This window comes from uncultured Albimonas sp., from assembly GCF_963977235.1.
Taxonomy (GTDB): Bacteria; Pseudomonadota; Alphaproteobacteria; order Rhodobacterales; family Rhodobacteraceae; genus Albimonas.
Window position 1 is genome coordinate 89025 of the sequence record NZ_CAXBOD010000008.1, and the last position, 18602, is coordinate 107626.

At 73.1% G+C, this 18602-nt stretch carries 18 protein-coding genes; 14 read left to right on the plus strand and 4 right to left on the minus strand.

What is annotated here, in order from left to right:
* Position 1 precedes the first annotated feature (1 nt).
* Entirely contained in the window at positions 2 to 418 is a 417-nt protein-coding gene (locus tag AAC134_RS07185; RefSeq protein ID WP_339948387.1) for a thioredoxin family protein, read from the minus strand.
* A gap of 464 nt (positions 419 to 882) precedes the next feature.
* On the opposite strand from AAC134_RS07185, the gene AAC134_RS07190 reads away from it, so the two are divergent.
* From AAC134_RS07190 to kynU, 11 genes are all read left to right on the plus strand, one after another.
* Positions 883 to 1890: a dipeptidase gene (locus AAC134_RS07190; RefSeq protein WP_339948388.1), complete on the plus strand. Its 1008-nt coding sequence runs from the start codon at positions 883 to 885 to the stop codon at positions 1888 to 1890.
* A gap of 120 nt (positions 1891 to 2010) precedes the next feature.
* Positions 2011 to 3522 carry an ABC transporter substrate-binding protein gene (locus AAC134_RS07195; RefSeq protein WP_339948389.1) on the plus strand — a complete coding sequence of 504 codons (1512 nt, stop codon included), beginning with the start codon at positions 2011 to 2013 and terminating at the stop codon, positions 3520 to 3522.
* A 76-nt stretch (positions 3523 to 3598) separates the two neighbouring features.
* A complete protein-coding gene (locus AAC134_RS07200) occupies positions 3599 to 4516 on the plus strand; it encodes an ABC transporter permease (protein ID WP_339948390.1) in 918 nt (305 codons plus the stop codon).
* A complete protein-coding gene (locus AAC134_RS07205) occupies positions 4513 to 5412 on the plus strand; it encodes an ABC transporter permease (RefSeq protein ID WP_339948391.1) in 900 nt (299 codons plus the stop codon). The genes AAC134_RS07200 and AAC134_RS07205 overlap by 4 nt, the downstream gene beginning before the upstream one ends.
* Positions 5413 to 5422: 10 nt before the next feature.
* A complete protein-coding gene (locus tag AAC134_RS07210) occupies positions 5423 to 6406 on the plus strand; it encodes an ABC transporter ATP-binding protein (RefSeq protein ID WP_339948392.1) in 984 nt (327 codons plus the stop codon).
* A complete protein-coding gene (locus tag AAC134_RS07215) occupies positions 6403 to 7266 on the plus strand; it encodes an ATP-binding cassette domain-containing protein (RefSeq protein WP_339948393.1) in 864 nt (287 codons plus the stop codon). Before AAC134_RS07210 ends, AAC134_RS07215 begins: the two co-directional genes overlap by 4 nt.
* A gap of 23 nt (positions 7267 to 7289) precedes the next feature.
* Positions 7290 to 8309 carry an Ldh family oxidoreductase gene (locus tag AAC134_RS07220; RefSeq protein ID WP_339948394.1) on the plus strand — a complete coding sequence of 340 codons (1020 nt, stop codon included), beginning with the start codon at positions 7290 to 7292 and terminating at the stop codon, positions 8307 to 8309.
* 2 nt (positions 8310 to 8311) lie between these two features.
* Positions 8312 to 8932: an XRE family transcriptional regulator gene (locus AAC134_RS07225; protein ID WP_339948395.1), complete on the plus strand. Its 621-nt coding sequence runs from the start codon at positions 8312 to 8314 to the stop codon at positions 8930 to 8932.
* On the plus strand, positions 8929 to 9765 hold the full coding sequence (locus AAC134_RS07230) for an FAD-dependent oxidoreductase (protein WP_339948396.1): 837 nt from the start codon (positions 8929 to 8931) through the stop codon (positions 9763 to 9765). Before AAC134_RS07225 ends, AAC134_RS07230 begins: the two co-directional genes overlap by 4 nt.
* A gap of 94 nt (positions 9766 to 9859) precedes the next feature.
* On the plus strand, positions 9860 to 10471 hold the full coding sequence (locus AAC134_RS07235) for an RraA family protein (protein ID WP_339948397.1): 612 nt from the start codon (positions 9860 to 9862) through the stop codon (positions 10469 to 10471).
* Between the two features lie 74 nt (positions 10472 to 10545).
* A complete protein-coding gene (kynU, locus tag AAC134_RS07240; protein ID WP_339948398.1) occupies positions 10546 to 11745 on the plus strand; it encodes a kynureninase in 1200 nt (399 codons plus the stop codon).
* Between the two features lie 83 nt (positions 11746 to 11828).
* Here kynU and AAC134_RS07245 read toward each other — a convergent pair whose 3' ends face one another.
* Both AAC134_RS07245 and AAC134_RS07250 read right to left on the minus strand, forming a co-directional pair.
* Positions 11829 to 13448 (minus strand): pyridoxamine 5'-phosphate oxidase family protein, encoded by a 1620-nt coding sequence (locus AAC134_RS07245; RefSeq protein ID WP_339948399.1) that lies wholly within the window; start codon positions 13446 to 13448, stop codon positions 11829 to 11831.
* Positions 13449 to 13478: 30 nt separating this feature from the next.
* On the minus strand, positions 13479 to 14120 hold the full coding sequence (locus AAC134_RS07250; protein WP_339948400.1) for a glutathione S-transferase: 642 nt from the start codon (positions 14118 to 14120) through the stop codon (positions 13479 to 13481).
* A 123-nt stretch (positions 14121 to 14243) separates the two neighbouring features.
* Between AAC134_RS07250 and AAC134_RS07255 the strand changes: the two genes are divergently transcribed.
* The 3 genes from AAC134_RS07255 to AAC134_RS07265 all read left to right on the plus strand — a co-directional run bounded on the left by AAC134_RS07255 (position 14244) and on the right by AAC134_RS07265 (position 17257).
* On the plus strand, positions 14244 to 15137 hold the full coding sequence (locus AAC134_RS07255; protein WP_339948401.1) for a LysR family transcriptional regulator: 894 nt from the start codon (positions 14244 to 14246) through the stop codon (positions 15135 to 15137).
* Between the two features lie 170 nt (positions 15138 to 15307).
* Positions 15308 to 15670, plus strand: coding sequence for a hypothetical protein (locus tag AAC134_RS07260; RefSeq protein ID WP_339948402.1), 363 nt, complete (start codon positions 15308 to 15310; stop codon positions 15668 to 15670).
* Between the two features lie 69 nt (positions 15671 to 15739).
* The gene (locus AAC134_RS07265; RefSeq protein ID WP_339948403.1) at positions 15740 to 17257 is read left to right on the plus strand and encodes a PepSY domain-containing protein; all 1518 of its coding nucleotides are present in this window, start codon (positions 15740 to 15742) and stop codon (positions 17255 to 17257) included.
* A gap of 169 nt (positions 17258 to 17426) precedes the next feature.
* Here AAC134_RS07265 and AAC134_RS07270 read toward each other — a convergent pair whose 3' ends face one another.
* Positions 17427 to 18551, minus strand: coding sequence for a M20/M25/M40 family metallo-hydrolase (locus tag AAC134_RS07270; RefSeq protein ID WP_339948404.1), 1125 nt, complete (start codon positions 18549 to 18551; stop codon positions 17427 to 17429).
* Positions 18552 to 18602 lie beyond the last annotated feature (51 nt).

The following is an 18602-nucleotide window of genomic DNA, read 5'->3' on the forward strand; positions in this document are numbered from 1 at the left end:
CTCAGAGCGCGGAGGCGAGCAGCCGCTCGATCCCCTCGGGGCTGGCGTCGCCGACGCTGCGGCCGACCTCCCGCCCCTCCGCCCACACGATCAGCGTGCTCTGCGCGCGGGCGTCAAGCTGGCGCAGCACGTCCTTGCGGCTGTCGAAATCCACCGCGAACACCGTGAAGCCAGCGTAGTCGGGACGCCCGAGCAGGTCGCCCAGCACCTCCTTCTGCGCGCGGCAGGTGGGGCACCAGGGGGCGGAGACCTCGACCAGCACCGGCTCGCCGGACGCAACGGCGGCGTCGAAGGCCGCGGCCTCGAAGGTCGAGGCGTAGCCCTCGCGGCTCTCGGCCTGCGCGGCGTGGTGGGGGACGAGCGCGACGCCCAGCGGCGCGACGAGCATTGCGAGGGCGAGAGATCGGGCGCGGATCATCGGGGGACTCCGGTTCAGGGGCAGGTCACGCTCCCTGTTCGTCCCCCGCGCGCGGTCGTTACATCGCTCGCGCCGACGTGAAGCGAGGGCCGGGCCTCGCCCGCCGAAATCAGGTTCGCGGCGGGAGAGGTTTTCCTGTAGTGGAATTCGTTGCGCAGGCGCAGCCCGCGCCCGCCCCGATCCCGGAGGTTGCGCCCGCCGCCGCCCCTCTCCCGCCGGCAGAGGGCCGCCCCGAACCCTGCCAGGACCGGGAATCGGCTGACCCGCGGACCGTCCAGGGGGAAGGTCCGCGGCGCCCCGGACGAGCCCCCTGCGCCTCCGCCAGGCCATCCGCAACGCGTGACATTCGGGGACGCGATTTTCTTCTAGTGGAATATTGTTGCCATGGAAAAACCCAGGCTCTAGCCTCCGAGTCGTCGATCGTCGCCCACCGCACGATCCGCGACGATGGGAGGGACGACCCGATGGACCCCAGGGCCAGGCAGCTTCACGACGACGCGATCCTGATCGACGCGGTCTGTCCGCTGCTGAGCGATCCGGCCCTGATCGCCGACTACCAGAAGGGCGGCGTGACCGCGGCGGCCCCCACCGTCGGCATCATGGATCCCGCCCCGGTGGCGCTGCGCAACATCGGCATGTGGCACCGCCTGATCCGGGAGCGCGACGACCTGGTGCTGGTCCGCTCGGCCGCCGACGTGCGCGCGGCCAAGGCGGCGGGCAAGACCGGCGTGATCCTGCACTTCCAGGGCACGGGCCCGATCGAGGACTGCCTCGAGTTCGTGGACGCCTTCAAGGCGCTGGGCGTGGGCGTCATGCAGCTCGCCTACAACATCAAGAACCGCATCGGCGACGGCTGCGAGGAGCGCACCGACGCTGGCCTCAGTCGCTTCGGCCTGCAGGTGATCGAGCGGATGAACGCCGCGCGGATGATCGTCGACTGCTCGCACACCGGCTATCGCACCTCGATGGACGCGATCGAGCATTCCTCGCGCCCGGTGATCATCTCGCACGCCAACCCCAGGGCGGTGCACGACTCGCCCCGCAACATCCCCGACGACCTGGCCAGGGCCATCGCCGCGACCGGCGGCACGGTCGGCGTGGTGGGCTTCCCCGGCTTCGTCTCGGGCGAGGCGCGGCCGACGATGGACGCCTTCATCGACCACATCGCCCACTGGGTCGCGCTTCTGGGCGTCGACCACGTGACGCTGGGCATCGACTACTACCTTGGCCAGAGTCCCTATGTGGACGACGCGACGGCCAGGCGGATGTACGAGGCGCGCCTGGCCGACAACAGCTGGAGCCCCAAGGCCTACCCGCCCCCGCCGCATGTCTACCCCGCCGGGATCGAGACGCCCGCCGGGATGCCCGCGCTGACCGAGGCGCTGCTGGCCCGCGGCTTCGCCGAGGCCGAGATCCGCAAGATCTACGGCGAGAACCTGCTGCGCGTCTATGAAACGGTCTGGGGCGCCTGAGCCCCGCCGCAGCCGCCGCAGCCGCCGCCAGACCGGGCCGGGCCGGACCAAGACCAACAAGCCGCCCCCGGACTTACAGGCCCGCCAAGGGCCGCACCTGACCCCGACAAGGAGACCTCGATGAAATCCCGGCTGCTTTCCGGCCTGTTGGCGCTGAGCGCGCTGACCCATCCGGCCCTCGCCGACAAGGCGAACGACACCCTCGAAGCCGCGTTCGCCCAGGACGTGGAGCTGCTCGACAGCTACCAGGCCTCGGGGCGCGAGGCGCTGGTGCTGGCGCGCCTGCTCTATGACGGCCTGATCTCCAAGGACCACGAGACGGGCGAGTTCGTGCCCGAGCTCGCCACCTCGTTCGAGTTCGCCTCCGACACCCAGATCGACTTCGAGATCCGCGAGGGCGTGAAGTTCCACAACGGCGAGACGATGACGCCCCAGGACGTGGTCTACACGCTCAACCGCGTCTCCTCGCCCGAATACGGCGCCCGCTACGCGGTGGCGGTGGAGTGGATCGAGAAGGCCGAGATCCTCGACAACGGCAAGGTCCGCGTGACCATGAAATACCCGTTCCCGATGGCGCTCGAGATGCTGGCGGGCAACCTGCCGATCTACCCCGAGGCCTATTACGAAGAGGCCGGCCCCGAGGGGATGGCGGTCAAGCCGATCGGCACCGGCCCCTACCAGCTGACCGACATCACCCCCGGCGTCTCCTTCGAGTTCAAGCGCTTCGAGGACTATTACGAGGGCGGCCAGAAGGCCGACCCCGCCATCGGCACGCTGCGCTTCCGGGTGCTGCCCGAGGTGAACACCCAGTACGCCGAGCTGATGAACGGCGACCTCGACTGGATCTGGCGGGTGGCGCAGGACGACGTCGACCGGCTCGACAGCCGGCCGGGGATCAAGGTCGAATCCTACCCGATCATGCGCTTCGCCTATATCGGCCTGAACCCGGCGCGGCCGGACTCGCCGCTCGCCGACGTGCGGGTGCGCCAGGCGGTCAACCTGGCCATCGACCGCGAGGGCATCCGCGACGCGCTGGTGGGCACGAACTTCGGGATCACCGACGCGGCCTGCAACCCGGTGCAGTTCGGCTGCACGACCGAGGTCGAGGGCTACGGCTACGACGCCGAGGCGGCCAAACGGCTGCTTGAGGAGGCCGGCTACGCCGAAGGCTTCGAGCTGAGCATGCTGGTCGTCGGCGGCGCCTCGTCGGTGTCCCAGGCCGAGGCGATGAAACAGAACCTCGCCGCGGTGGGCGTCACCGCCAACATCGAGAGCCTCCAGTACGCGACCGCCGTCGACCAGTGGCGCAGCAACGAGAAGGACATGTTCTTCTCGACCTGGGGCTCCTACGGCATCGGCGACGTGGGCCTGAGCGTGGCCAACTTCTTCTCCGGCAGCGCCGACGACCCCGTCCAGGACCCCGAGGTGATCGAGAAGATCAAGGAGGCGACCAGCATCGTCGACCGTCCCCGCCGGGCCCAGCTCTACAAGGAGGCGCTGCAGCGCATCGCCGAACAGGCCTACTGGGTGCCGCTGTGGACCTTCTCGGTGAACACGGCGATGTCCGAGGACCTGAACCTGAAGGTCGACCCGGACGAGTTCGTGCCCTTCTGGGACGCGACCTGGAACTGATCGCCTTCCGCGGCCCGCTCTCGGGCGGGCCGCGGCCCCTGCCGCCGCCGCGCGCGGCCCTGACGGGAACTTCGGCATGCTGACCTACGCCCTGCGCCGGATCTTCATGGCCTGCCTGCTGACGCTGTTCGTGTCCTTCGTGGCCTATGCGCTGCTGTTCGCCGCCGGCGATCCCGCCGCGGCCGTCGCCGGCGCCGCCTCGAGCGCGGCGGACGCCGAGCGGGTGCGCGTGCTCTACGGCTTCGACGATCCGCTGATCGTGCAGTACCTGCGCTGGCTGGGCGGGGTGGTGCAGGGCGACCTGGGGCGCAGCATCTACTTCAACCAGCCGGTCTCGGACCTGCTGCTCGACCGCTTTGCGCTGACCGCGCAGGTGGGCGCGCTGGGGCTGGCCTTCGCGATCCTGACGGCGGTGCCGCTGGGCGTGGCCGCCGGGCGCTGGCCCAACAGCCTGATCGACCGCGCCGCGCTGTTCCTCGCGGTGGTCGGCCAGGCGATGCCCAGCTTCTGGTTCGCGCTGCTGCTGATCATCACCTTCTCGATCACCTTCCCGATCCTGCCGGCCTCGGGCTCCGACAGCTGGCGCCACTTCGTGCTGCCGACCATCGTGCTGGGCTATTTCGCCATGCCCGCGATCATGCGGCTGACCCGCTCGGGGATGATCGCCGCGCTCGAGACCGACTACATCCGCACCGCCCGGGCCATGGGCCTGTCGGAGCGGCGGGTGCTGTTCGACTACGCCCTGCGCAACGCCGCGCTGCCCGTCATCAGCCTTGCCTCGGCGCAGTTCGGCTTCCTGCTCGCGGGCTCGGTGGTGGTCGAGAGCGTCTTCGCCCTCCACGGCGCCGGGCGCCTCGCGTGGGAGAGCATCGGGCGCGGCGACCTGCCCACGGTGCAGGCGCTGGTGCTGTGCTTCTCCCTCTTCTACGTGCTGCTGACCCTGCTCGCGGACATGCTCAACGCCATGCTCGACCCGCGCATGAGGACGAAATGACCGTCACCGCCCCTCCCGCCGCCGCCGCCGCCGAGCGCAGGCTTCCGCGTCCGACGGGACGGCCGCGCTGGCTGTCGCATTCGGGGCTGATCATCGGCGGGGCGATCGTCGCGGCGGTGTTCGTGATGGCGGTGTTCGCCCCGCTGATCGCGCCCTACGACCCCTATCACCAGGACCTGCTGGCCCGCCTGACGCCGCCGGTGTGGAAGGCGGCCGGCGACTGGACCCATCCGCTGGGCACCGACCACCTGGGGCGGGACTACCTCTCGCGGCTGATCTACGGGGCGCGGATCTCGCTGACCATCGGGGTGGGCACGGCCATCGTCTCGGGGATCATCGGCACCGCGCTGGGGGTCTGCGCGGGCTATTTCGGCGGCAAGGTCGACAGCGTGATCATGTTCGTGGTCACCGCCCGCCTGGCGATGCCGGTGATCCTGGTCGCGCTCGCCGTCGTCGCCCTGCTCGGCGCCTCGCTGAGCGTGGTGATGCTGACGCTGGGCCTGCTGCTGTGGGACCGCTTCGCGCTGGTGATGCGCGGCTCGACCCAGCAGCTCCGCTCGGCCGAGTTCGTGACCGCGGCCCAGCTCCAGGGCGCCACCGTCTTCCAGATCTTCCGCCACGAGATCCTGCCCAACCTGATCAACAACCTGCTGGTGGTCGCCACGCTGGAGATGGCGCTGGCCATCGTGCTCGAGGCGGCGCTGTCGTTCCTCGGCCTCGGGGTGCCGGCGCCCCTGCCCTCCTGGGGGCTGATGATCTCCGAGGGCAAGGCCTCGATCCTGTTCGAGCCGTGGCTGATCACCATTCCCGGCGTCGCGCTGTTCCTGCTCGTGCTGGGCACCAACCTGATGGGCGACGGGCTGCGCGACGTCACCGCCCCCCAGGGCCGAAACTGAGGGCCGCCCCATGCTGTTGAACGTCGACAGGCTCTCGGTCGAGATCGCCACCCCCCGCGGCGCCCTGCGCGCCGTGCAGGAGGTCAGCTTCGCGGTCGAGAAGGGCGAAACCCTGTGCATCGTGGGCGAATCCGGCTGCGGCAAGTCGGTCACCGCGCTGTCGCTGCTGGGGCTGCTGCCCCGGGCGGCGACGCGGACCGCGGCGCAGATGACCTTCGACGGCCGCGACATGCTCGCGATGTCGAAGGCCGAGACCCGGGCCCTGCGCGGCGACCGCCTGTCGATGATCTTCCAGGAGCCGATGACGGCGCTCAACCCACTGCACACCATCGGCCGGCAGCTGACCGACGTCTACCGCGCCCATCGCAGCGCCTCGAAGGAGGCCGCCCGCGTCCGCGCCGCCGACCTGCTCGAGCGGGTCGGCATCTCCAACGCCCGGGCGCGGTTGAGCCAGTATCCCCACGAGCTCTCCGGCGGCCTGCGTCAGCGCGTGGTGATCGCCATGGCCCTGATGTGCGAGCCCGAGCTGATCGTGGCCGACGAGCCGACCACCGCGCTCGACGTCACCATCCAGGCCGAGCTTCTGCACCTGCTCGCCGATCTTCAGCGGTCGATGGGCATGGCGATGATCATGATCACCCATGACCTCGGGCTGGTCTCGCGCATCGCCGACCGGGTGCTGGTGATGTATGCGGGCCAGGTGGTCGAGAGCGCGCCCGCCGCCGAGCTGTTCGCCGCCCCCTCCCACCCCTACACGCGCGCGCTGCTCGGCTCGGTGCCCGATCCCTCGCATCCGCGGATGCAGCCCCTGCCCTCGATCCGCGGCACGGTGCCCTCGCTGACCGAGCCGATGCAGGGCTGCCACTTCCTCGACCGCTGCGAGCTGGCCTCGGACGCCTGCCGCCGGCCGATCCCTCTGCTGCCCGTGGCCCCGCGCCACGCGGCGCGCTGCATCAAGACCGCGGCCCACCCCGCGCAGGAGGCGCCGGCATGAGCGATCCCGCGATCCTGTCGCTGTCCAACGTCACCCACGAATTCGGCGGCCGTCGCCTGCTGTTCGGCCACAGCCCCACGACCCGCGCGGTGGACAACGCCAGCCTCTCGGTGCGCAAGGGCGACATCCTGGGCATCGTGGGCGAGTCCGGCTCAGGCAAGACCACGCTGGCCAAGATCATGCTCGGCCTGCTGCGCCCCACGCAGGGCGAGGCGCTGCTCGACGGCCGGCCGCTCGCCTCCCTCACCCGCCGCCAGATCGCGCGCCGGGTGCAGTTCATCTTCCAGGACCCCTATTCCTCGCTGAACCCGCGCCAGACGGTAGGGCGGATCGTCTCCTACCCGCTTTACCTCCGCGGCGAGGGAACCGCGGCCGAGCGCGAGAAACGCGCGCGCGAGCTGCTCGACGTGGTGGGCCTCTCCGCGCGCTTCTTCGACGCCTATCCGGGGCAGATGTCGGGCGGCCAGCGCCAGCGCGTGGCCATCGCGCGCGCGCTGATCTCGCGTCCCGACCTGCTGATCTGCGACGAGCCGACCTCCGCGCTCGACGTCTCGGTGCAGTCGCAGGTCCTCAACCTGCTGCTCGAGCTGCGCGAGGAGTTCGGCCTGACCTACGTGATGGTCAGTCACAACATGGCCGTCATCCAGCACATGACGACGCGGGTCGCGGTCATGTATCTGGGCCGCATCGTCGAGATGGACCTCTCCGAGCGGGTGTTCGCCAACCCGCAGCACCCCTACACCCGGCTTCTGCTGAATTCGACGCTGACGGTTGCGCCGGGGGCCGGCGTGCCCGACGTGACGGCCGACGGCGCCGCGCGCAAGGCGATGCTCGCCCATCCCGCGCACATCGTTCCATGACATCTGCTGACAAGGAAGGTCCGGTGCCCCCCAACGCCAACGACGTCCGCCTTTCGATCGACGCCCTGACCGGGCTTCTCGCCCGCATCTTCCGCCGCAACGGCTGCAGCGACCGCGTGGCCGACATCCTCGCGGCCAACTGCGCCGGCGCCGAGGCGGCGGGATCCTTCAGCCACGGCATCTTCCGCATCGACGGCTATGTCTCGACCCTGCGCTCGGGCTGGGTGGACGGCGCCGCCGAGCCCCGCGTCTTGGTCGAGGCGCCGGCCTATCTCGCGGTCGAGGCCGCCAACGGCTTCGCCCAGCCCGCCTTCCTCGCCGCGCGCGAGGCGTTCGTGGAGCGCGTCCGCGAGAACGGGATCGCTTTCCTCGCGATCCGGGACTCGCACCACTTCGGCGCCCTCTGGCCCGACGTCACGCCGCTCGCCGAGGAGGGGCTGATCGCGATCTCGCTGGTCAACAGCTTCGCCTGCTCGATCCCCGCGGGGGCCACCAAGCCCCTGTTCGGCACCAACCCCTTCGCCTTCGCCGCCCCCATCGAGGGCGACGCGCCGCTGGTCTTCGACTTCGCCACCACCTCGATGGCCAACGGCGACGTGCAGATCGCGGCGCGCGAGGGCCGCCAGGTCCCCCCCGGCACCGGCGTCGACCGCAACGGCGCGCCCACCTGCGACCCCGCCGCGATCCTCGACGGCGGCTCGCTGGTCCCCTTCGGCGGGCACAAGGGCTCTGCCATCTCGATGATGATCGAGCTGATGGTCGCGGGCATGACCGGGGGCCGCTTCTCGTTCGAGGTGGACTGGTCGGGCCACCCCGGCGCCCAGACCCCGCGCACCGGGCAGATCTTCATCGGCATCGACCCGGCCCGCTCGGGCGGCGAGGGCTTTGCGGCCCGCAGCGCGGAGTTCGTGCGCCGCCTCTCCGAGGCCGGCCTCGCCGCCTATCCCGGCGCCCGCCGGGGCCGCAGCCGCGGCGGGGCGGACGTCGTCATCCCCCGCGCCGCGCACGACCGGCTCGAGGATCACGCGGCGGGCAGGATCTGAGCATGGCCGACGCCCAGCCCGCCGGAACCCGCAGCCGGCCCGCCATCGGAACCATCGTCCAGCGGCTGCGAAAACGCGCGAAGATGACGCTCAACGACCTGTCGCGGGTCTCGGGCATCTCGCTCTCGGCGGTGTCCAAGATCGAGAACGGCCAGGTCTCGCCGACCTACGAGACGATCCAGCGCCTTGCGGTCGGCCTCAACGTCGAGGTCACCGAGCTGTTCGGCAGCGCGCCCAAGGAAAGCGCCGCGGGCCGTCTGGTGGTGACCCGCGCGGGCGAGGGCATCGCGCAGTCCTCGCCCCACTACGACTACCAGATGCTGTGCGCCGGCCTCGCGACCAAGGAGTTCACGCCGCTGCTGACCCGCATCCGCGCCCGCTCGATCGAGGAGTTCGGCGAGATGCAGGGGCATCTGGGCGAGGAGTTCTTCTACGTGATCAGCGGCAGCGTGATCCTGCACAGCGACCACTACGCGCCCATGCGGCTCAGCCCCGGCGACAGTTGCTACTTCGACTCCAAGATGGGCCACGCCCTCACCTCCTCGAGCGAGGAGGACGCCATGGTCCTGTGGATCGCCACGCGCGTCCACGGCATCCTCGAAACCGCGGACCGCATCGCGTGAGCGACCCGGACCCCGCCGCCGCGGGACCGGTCGTGGTCGTCGGCGCGGGCGTCGCCGGCGTGATGACCGCCCGGGCGCTCGCCCGTCGCGGGCGCGAGGTCGTCGTCCTCGACGCGCTCCCGGCGCCGGCCGGGCTGTGCAGCCACGCCAACGCCGGGATCCTGGCGGTCGGCCACGCCAGGGCCTGGGCCGCGCCCTCGGCCGTCGGCGCCCTGCTGCGCGCCCTCGCCGGGCGGGACCCCTCGCTGCGGGTGACCCGGCCGATGGATCCCGCGCTGTGGGGCTGGGGCCTCGCCTTCCTGCACGAATGCACGCCGCGCGCGCACCGCGCCAACACCGCCCGCCTCCAGAAGCTCAGCCGCCTTGGCCGCAGCCTGCTGCCCGCCGCCGAGGCCGAGATGGCCCTCCCCCCCGAGACCCGGCGCGAGGGCGGCCTCTACCTGTTCCAGGACCGCGCCCGGTTCGACCGCCATGCCGCCTCGCTGCGCGGCGACGACTCCGACGCCGAGGTCCTCGACCGCGCCGCCCTGCTGGCGCGCGAACCGGCGCTGGCCCGGCTCTCGGAGCGGCTGGTCGGCGGGCTCTACAGCCCCGCGGACGCGGTCGGCGACTGCCGCCTGTTCGTCGAGCGGACCTGCGGGCATCTGCGCCGGACCAACCGGGTCGCGCTCCGCTTCGACCGCCGGGTCACCGGCTTCCGCCGCGCCGGGCGCCGGATCGAGGCGGTCGAGACCGACCGCGGCCCGCTCCCCTGCGCCGGGATCGTGCTCGCCACCGGGGTCGAGACGCCGGCCCTGACCGACGTCTCGACCCGCGCGTCGTGGCTGACGTGAGCGGCTCCCATCTCGCCGGCGAGGCCCCCGGCGCCGGCCAACCTCCCGCCCCCGCAGCGACGGGGCGCAGACCCGCATGAAAGGCATGCCCGCAATGACCCTCGACCTTTCCGACATCGAGACCGCGACGCTGGGCCACTTCCTCGAGGACGGCTTCATGGATCCCGCGATCCAGGGGGTGATCCCCGCCGCCCGGGCCTTCGGGCCCGCGCTGACCGTCCGCCTGCCCGGCGATGACGGAACCGCGCTCGCCCATGCGCTCTCGGCGCTCGAACCGGGCCAGTTCCTGGTGGTGGACCGCTGCGGCGACCGCCGCCACGCCTGCTGGGGCGCGGTGCTGACCGCGGCCGCCATGGCGCGCGGCTGCGCCGGCGTGGTGATCGACGGCTATGTCACCGACCTCTCGGCGCTGGTCGCGGCGGGCTTCCCGGTATGGTGCCGGGGCCGCTCGCCGATCACCACCAAGATCCGCGGCAAGGGCGGCGAGGTCGGCGGCGAGGTGGCCTGCGGCGGCGTCGCGGTGAAGACCGGCGACCTGATCCTCGCCGACGAGAACGGCGTCCTCGCGCTCGACCCCGCGACCGCGCCCGACCATGCGGCCCGCGCCCGCGCCATGCAGGCCGCCGAGCCCGAGACCATCCGCCGTCTCCAGGCCGGCGAGACGCTCGCCGCGATCACCCGGCCCCCCGCCCTTCCCACAGCCTGACCGCCCCCTTGCGCCCCTTGCGCCGCCCGCGCGGCCGCGAAACAACGGAGCCTCCGCGCAGGAGGCCCAGACCCGTGACCGATCCCGATCCCTTCGCCCGCACCCGAGCCCTCTTCGACCTGCCCGAGGGGGTCATTTACCTCGACGGCAACTCGCTCGGCCCCCTGCCCCGCGCGGCGCGCGAACGCCTGGCGCAGGTGGTCTCGGACGAATGGGGGCGCCTGCTGATCCGCGGCTGGAACGAGGCCGGCTGGATCGACCTGCCCGCTCGCGTCGGCGCGCGCATCGGCCGGCTGATCGGCGCCGAGCCGGACGCGGTGCGGGCGGCGGATTCGACCTCGGTCAACCTCTTCAAGTGCCTCTCGGCCGCGCTCGCCCTGCGGCCCGGGCGCCGGGTGATCCTGTCGGAGGCCGGCAACTTCCCCACCGACCTCTATGTCGCGCAAGCCCTGGCCCAGGCCCTGGGCCAGGGCCACACCCTGCGCCTCGTCACCCCCGAGGCGGTGGCCGAGGCGCTCGACGAAGACGTCGCCGTGATGATGCTGACCGAGGTCGACTACCGCACCGGCCGCCGTCACGACATGGCCGCGCTGACCGCCAGGGCGCAGGCGGCGGGGGCGCTGACGGTCTGGGACCTCGCCCATTCCGCGGGGGCCCTGCCGGTGGACCTCGCGGGCGCGGGGGCCGATTTCGCGGTGGGCTGCGGCTACAAGTATCTCAACGGCGGGCCGGGGGCGCCGGCGTTCCTCTATGTCGCCCCGCGCCACCAGGCCGAGGCGGCGCCGGCCCTCGCCGGCTGGATGGGCCACGCCGCCCCCTTCGACTTCGCCCCCGACTATGCGCCCGCCGAGGGCCTCGACCGGATGCTGGTCGGCACGCCGCCGATCCTCTCCCTCTCGGCGCTCGACGCGGCGCTCGAGGTCTGGGAGGGGGTGGACCTCGCCGCGCTGCGCGCCCGTTCGCTGGCCCTCTCGGAGACCTTCCTCGCGGCGCTCGAGGGGCGGGAGGACCTCGCCCTCGCCTCCCCGCGCGAGGCCGAGCTTCGGGGCAGTCAGGTCTCGTTCCGCCACCCCGAGGGCTACGCGGTGATGCAGGCCCTGATCGCGCGCGGCGTGGTCGGGGACTTCCGCGCGCCCGACCTGATCCGCTTCGGCTTCGCCCCCCTCTACAACACGCCCGCCGAAGTCGCCCGCGCCGCCGCGATCCTCGTCGAGGTGCTGGACACCGCCGCCTGGGACCGCCCCGAGCACCGCCGCCGCGCCCGGGTCACCTGACGCCCGGGACGCAGCCCGGCCTCGACCCGCGCCGCCCGCTCGACCGTCCCGCGCGGGGATCTCGCCGCCCCGCGCCTGACGCCTCAGCCCTCCGGGCCGAAGCTTTCGACATGGATCCGGCTGGCGGGCACGCCGCCGGCCTCGAGCCCCGCGCGGATCTGCGCGAGGAAGGCGGCCGGGCCGCAGAGCAGGAACTCGGCGTCCTGCGAGGGCGCCAGCGCCAGCAGGTCCGCCGCACTCAGCCGCCCCTCGGCGTCGAAGCCGCCCGCGCGGCGGTCCTGCGCGTCCGGGGCGCTGAACCAGACCCTGGCGACCCGCGCCGGCCCCGCCAGCCCCGCCACCTCGGCCTTGAACGCGTGATCGCGCCCCGACCGCACCCCCTGCGCAAAGCGCACCGGGCGCCCCGGATCGCCCGCCGCCGCGGCGTGCAGCATCGCCAGCAGCGGCGTCACCCCCACGCCTGCGCCGGCCATCACCAGCGGCGCGTCGCCGCCGGGCAGCGCGAACTCGCCCGCGGGCAGGTCGGCCTCGATCACGTCGCCCACCGCCACCGCGTCGTGCAGGAACCGCGAGGCGAGGCCCCGCCCCTCCCGCTTGACGCTGATCCGCAGCCCCGGACCGGGACCCGACAGCGAATAGCTGCGCCGCACGCGCCCGGGCCGGCCGGGGATCTCCAGCGCCACCGGCAGGTGCTGGCCCGGCCGGAACGCCGGCGGCGGCGAGCCGTCCTGCGGGGCGAGATGGAACGAGACGATGCCCGCGCTTTCGCGCACCTTGCGCGTCACCCGCAGCCGCAACCGCGCCGCGCCCTCGCGCCGCCAGCGCAGCGACAGGGCGCCGGGACGCTCGATCACCCGCTCGATCGCCACCCGCACCAGCCGGCGCGCGTCGGGATCCGCGCTCGCCCCGGGGCGCCAGTCGATGCTGGCGCGCCCGGACAGGTGCAGCAGGCCGCCGCTCTCGAAATCCACGAACACGAGGCCGACCCGCGGATCGCGCAGCAGGTTGCCCAGCGTGTTGAAGAAGTTGTTGCCCGCATAGTCGGGGAAGGACAGCGCGCCCCCGCCCTCGACCCTCACGAACCCCTGCGGCCCGCCGCGGTGCGAGGCGTCAAAGCCCCCCGCCGCGCCGTCCTCCCGCCCCGAGGCCGCAAAGCCCGAGGCGATGAAGAACGTGTCGGCCGCCGAGATCCGCGCCGCCTGCTCGCCGCTCAGCCGGTCGGAGACGCGGACCGGCCCGGGCCGCCCCCCCTCCACCCGCCGCTCACGCGGTAGGATATGCTGCGGGCAGTTCCCGAAGCTCTGCCAGACCTCCAGCGCAAAGCCCTCGCCCTCGCCCTCGCGCCGCAGCCGCCCGTTCAGGCGGTTGCGCCGGCGGGTGGCGAGCTCGATGCCCAGCAGCCCGATCTCGCCGCCGCGCTCGAAGGTCTCGGCCAGGGGATCGGCCGGCGCCAGCCCCCGCCCCAGGTTCAGCCGGCGCGGGTCGGGCGAGGTCGCGAACCCCTCCGGCCCCTCGAGGATCGAGGCCCAGGTCCGGCCCTGCGCATCGCCGCCCGCCACCACCAGGAACGGCAGCCCCGCGAAGAAGGCGCGATGCTGCTCGGGCATGTGATCGCGGATGAAGGCGCCGCCAGCGGCCGCGGCCTCGCCGACGCCGGCGCGGGCCTGCGCCTCCAGCTCGCCACCGTGAAAGGGAAGGGTCATGGCACGGTCTCCTTGCGCGTCGCGAGGGCCTCAGGCCAGCGTCGGCGAGCGCTCCATCGGGATGAAGTTCGCCAGGCCCTCGATGCGCGAGAGCCAGGCCCGGATGCCGGGATAGGGCCGCAGGCTCACGCCCCCCTCGGGCGCGTGGGCGATGTAGCTGTAGCCGGCCACGTCGGCGAGCGTCGGACGCTCGGCCGCCAGCCACTCCCGGCCGTCGAGATGCGCCTCGATCATCTTGAACAGCGCGTGCGATCGGGCCTTGGCCGCGTCGTGGTCGAGGGTCGCGCCGAACACGGTCGCCAGCCGCGCCGCGCAGGGGCCCGCGGCGATCTCGCCCGCCGCGATCGACAGCCACCGCTGCACCTGAGCCGCCTCGAGCGGGGTGCGCCCCAGCCAGGCCCCGGCGTCGCCGTGGCGATGGACGAGGTAGCTGCAGATCGCGTTTGAATCGGCCAGCGCCACCTCCCCCTGCTCGATGGCCGGGACCTGCCCCAGCGGGCTGATCGCGAGGTAGTCGGGCGCCTTGTGGGCCCCGTTGGCCATGTCGAGGTCATGGGTCCGGTAGGGGATCTCCAGGAAGCGGAGCATCAGCTCCACCCGGTGGCAGTGCCCCGACTTCGGATTGCGATGGAGGATCACGGTCTCCCCGGCCTGCGTGCGGTCGTCGATCATCGCCCTGGCTCCGTCCTATGGCTGCGCCTGTGTCGCGTCGGAAATCTGGACACGGACGCTTCGCAAAGGAATAATCGCCCCAGGCAGGAGACCATTTCACATCCCAAAACAATCGAGGAGCCGATGGACCGCCTGCAGTCGCTGCGGATCTTCGTCGCCGTCGCCGAGGCCGAGAGCTTCGCCGCCGGCGCCCGGGCCGTGGGCCTCAGCGCGCCCTCGGCCACGCGGGGGATCGGCGCGCTCGAGTCCGCGCTGGGCGCGCGTCTTTTCACCCGCACCACCCGCCGGGTGCGCCTGACCGAGGTCGGCCGCGCCTATCTTGGCGAGGTGCGCGAGATCCTCGCCCACCTCCAGGCCGCCGACGAGGCGGCCGCCGGCGCCGCCGGCCAGCCCGCCGGCCACCTCCGCCTCACCTGCCCGCAGGAGTTCGGCCGCATCCACGTCGCCCCCCTGCTGACCGAGTTCCTGGACCTCCACCCCCGCGTGACCGCCGAGGCGCTGATGCTCGACCGCGTGGCGAACCTGGTCGAGGAGGGGATCGACGTCGCCATCCGCATCGGCCCCCTGCCCGCCTCGGACCTCGTGGCCGTGCGCGTCGGCGAGGTGCGCCAGGTGGTCTGCGGCGCGCCCGCCTATTTCGCCCGCCACGGCGTCCCGGACGATCCCGCCGACCTCGCCGGCCACCGGATCGTCGCGGCCCATGCCGAGTCCCCCTCCCCCGTCTGGCGGTTCCGCGCCGAGGCGGTGCGCACCGCGCCGCGTCTGAACGTGACCAGCGTGGCGGCCTCGATCGAGATCGCCCGCAGCGGCTGGGGCCTGTGCCGGGTGTTGTCCTACCAGGTCGACGCGGACCTCGAGGCGGGGCGCCTGGTGGCCGTGCTCGACGCCCACGCGCCCGCCCCCCTCCCGGTCCACATTGTCCATGTCGAGGGCCACCGCACCGCCCCCAAGACCCGCGCCTTCGTCGACTTCGCCGCCCGCCGCCTGCGCCGGATTCCCCAACTGGCGACGACCTGAGCGCCAGGGGGCGGGCAGGGCCCCGCCCGCCGCGGGCGCGCCCGGCCGACAAGCATAACCGCCTCGCGGGCCCCCTCGGGCGCGTTGCGGCCCCGCCTCGGGCCCGGCCGGGCGCGCCATGCCGCATAGGGCGAGGCGCGGTTTCGCGGCAAGGGTGGCGCATGGTCCGCGTGGCGACGATTTCCGGACGGCTCGGCCCTGCGCTCGGCGTGCTGCTGGCGCTGGCGCTGTCGTTGCGCGTGGTCGGCGCGGCGCTGCTGGGGCCGGGCGTCGCGGGCTTCGTGCCGATCTGCACCGGGACCCAGATCGCCTGGGTCGCCGTCGACGCCGACGGCCAGGCCGTCCCCGAGACCGCCCCCAAGTCCGAGCGTTGCGACTTCTTCGGCCTGGCGCTCGCCGCCCCGCCCGAGCCGCCGCCGCCCCTCCCCCTGCCCTCGCCGCGCCACGCCGCGCCCGAGAGCCCTGCCCCTACGGCGCCGCTCCCCGCCGCGCCCCGGGCCTTCCATCCCCGCGGTCCCCCCGCCCACGCCTGAGAGCCGACGCCCTTTGCCGATCGCCGCCGCCCGCCGGGCGCGCGGCCCTCTCCTGCGTGCGAGACCCAGATGACCGACACCTCCCTTCCCTCCGGCCCCCGGGCGGGCGCCCCCGCGCGCGCCGCGGCCGCCGACCCGCGGGCCCCCGCCTCGGCCCTCTACCGCGCCGTATGGCGCTGGCACTTCTATGCCGGGCTGCTGGTGCTGCCCTTCATGGCGCTGCTCGCCGTCACCGGCGGCATCTACCTGTTCAAGGACGAGATCAACGACGCCCTCTACGCCGACCTCGCTCGCGTCGCGCCGCAGGAAAGCCCGCAACTGCCGCCCTCGGCGCTCGCCGCCGCCGCGCTCGAGGCGGTCCCCGGCACGCTCCGCGGCTACGCCCCGCCGGCCGCGCCCGACCGAAGCGCCCAGGTGAAGATCCAGCGCCAGGACGGGCTGCGCGACGTGGTCTGGGTCGACCCCTGGACGGCGCGGGTGCTGGGCTCGTCCTGGGACGCGGGCTCCTCGGGCTCGGGCGCGATGTGGGTGGTGCGCAAGCTCCACAGCCTCGAATACGTCGGCTGGTGGGGGAACCGCATCATCGAGGCGGTGGCCGGCTGGGCGATCCTGCTGACCGCGACCGGCCTTTACCTGTGGTGGCCGCGCCGGGGTCGGAAGGCGGGCGTGCTGGTCCCCCGCAAGACCCGCGGCCGGGCCCTGTGGCGCGACCTGCACGCGGTCACCGGCGCCTGGGCCGCGCTGTTCATCGCCTTCCTCGCGCTGTCCGGCCTGCCGTGGTCGGGCGTCTGGGGCAAATGGTTCTATGAGGGCGCCTACGAGCTCGGCCTCGGGATGCCCGACGGCTACTGGTCGTCCTACCCCGTCTCGACCGTCCCGATGGGCGAGGCGATGGACAAGACCCCCTGGATCCTCGAGCGCCAGCCGATGCCGGTCTCGGGCGTCCCCGACGACCATGCCGGCCATGCCGATCACGGCGCCGCCGGCGCAACGTCGGCCGAGGCTGAGGCCGCGCCCGCCCCGACCGGAACCCCGACCGCGACCCAGACAGCGACCGAGACCGCAGGCGCGCCCGCGATGCTCGACCAGGCCGTGGCGCGGGTCGAGGCGCTGGGCATGGTCCCCGGCTGGACGCTCGACGTGCCGACGACGCCCGAGGGGGTGTTCACGGCCTCGGTCTACCCCGACGCCATCTCGGACGAGCGGGTGATCCATCTCGACCGCTACACCGGCGAGGTGCTCTTCGACCTGGGCTTTGCCGATCTCGGCGCGCTGGGACGCGCGGCCGAGTGGGGGGTCAGCGTGCACATGGGCCAGCGCTACGGGCTCGCGAACCAGCTGCTGATGCTGCTGACCTGCGTGGCGGTGGTTCTGATGGCGGTCTCGGCCGCGGTCATGTGGTGGAAGCGCCGCCCCGCCGGCGGCCTCGGCGCCCCGCGCGCGCCGGCAGACTGGCGGGCGCCCCGCGCGATCCTGGCCATGGCCGTGGTCGCGGGCCTGGTCTTCCCGCTGGTCGGCCTGTCGCTGGTCGTGATCCTCGCGATCGACCTGATCCTGCCGCGCGCCCTGCGCCGCCGCGTCGGCTGAGCCCCTGGCAAAAGCCGCGCGACCGGCCTCTCCGGGGGCCGGTCGCCACTGCCGCGCCCTCCTCCGGGGGAGGCGCGCCTTCAACTCCCGGCGCCCGGCAGCCAAGCCCGCCCGCAGGGCGCCTGTAGACCCTCCCTCCCCGCCTGCGCGGGGAGGGCGCAGCCTCACCTCACGTCAGGGTCGCCAGCAGACCCGCCACCACCTTGCCGCGGCTGGCCAGCGTGGGGACCAGGATGTGCTCGTGCAGCGTGTGGCCGCCCTCGCCCTCGGTTCCCAGCCCGTCGATCGTCGGCACGCCCATCGCGCCGGTGAAGTTGCCGTCCGAACCGCCGCCCGAGGGGGCGTGCGAGAAGCTCATCCCCACCTGCTTGTGGAACCCCTCGGCCATCGCCAGCAGCTCCCGCGTGCCGTCGTCCAGCGTCCAGACCGGGCGGGTGACGCCGCGGGTGACCTCGAAGACGCCCGGCTCGTTGAGCGCCAGCATCGCCTCGACCCCGCGGTCGAGGTCCGCCTGCTCCTTGGCCATCGACAGCGCCTCGCCGAAGGCCGAGGAGCTGACGCAGTTCACCCATTGCCCGCCCTTGATCACGCCGACCGAGAAGGTGCAGTCGTCGGTGGTCATCCCCTCGATCTGCTCGATCCGCCGGCACAGCTCGCGGATCGCCGAGCGGCCTTCCTTGAGGCGCGCGCCGGAATGCGAGGGGATGCCGATGGCCTTCAGGTTGAACCGCGCAATCGCGTAGCGCCCCGAGGTGACGCCGCCCCCGGACTTGCCCGGCTCGGGCACCAGCACGGCGCGGGCGCGCGAGGCCTCGGCCTCGATGATGCTCCGCGCGGCCGGCGTGCCGATCTCCTCGTCGGGGGTGAACAGCACGGTGATCGGCAGCGGAGTCTCGATCCCGGCCTTCTTGAGCTGGCGGATCGCCTCGAGGCACAGGTAGTTGCCCGACTTCATGTCCCAGATGCCCGGCCCGTAGGCGCGGTCGCCCTCGCGCCGGATCGGCAGATCGGCCAGCGTCCCCACCGGGTGCACCGTGTCCATGTGGCCCGCGATCAGCACGCCCTTCTCGCCCGCCCGGGGGTGGGTCGGCTGGGTCGCGCGCAGCGTGTCGCCGAGCCCCATCGCGCCGGGGATCCGCTCGATCGTGAAGCCCATGTCGGCAAGATCGCGCGCGGCGAGATCCAGCATCCCGTTCACCGCGCCGGCGTCCCAGGTCGGGCTCTCCTGCGCCACCCAGCCGTTGAGCCCCTTCAGCATCTCGTCGGCGTCGAAGGGAAGGGCGTTGATGTCCATGTCGGTCGTCCTCAGGGTCGTCTCGAAGTGTCGTTCGGGACGCGCGCGGCG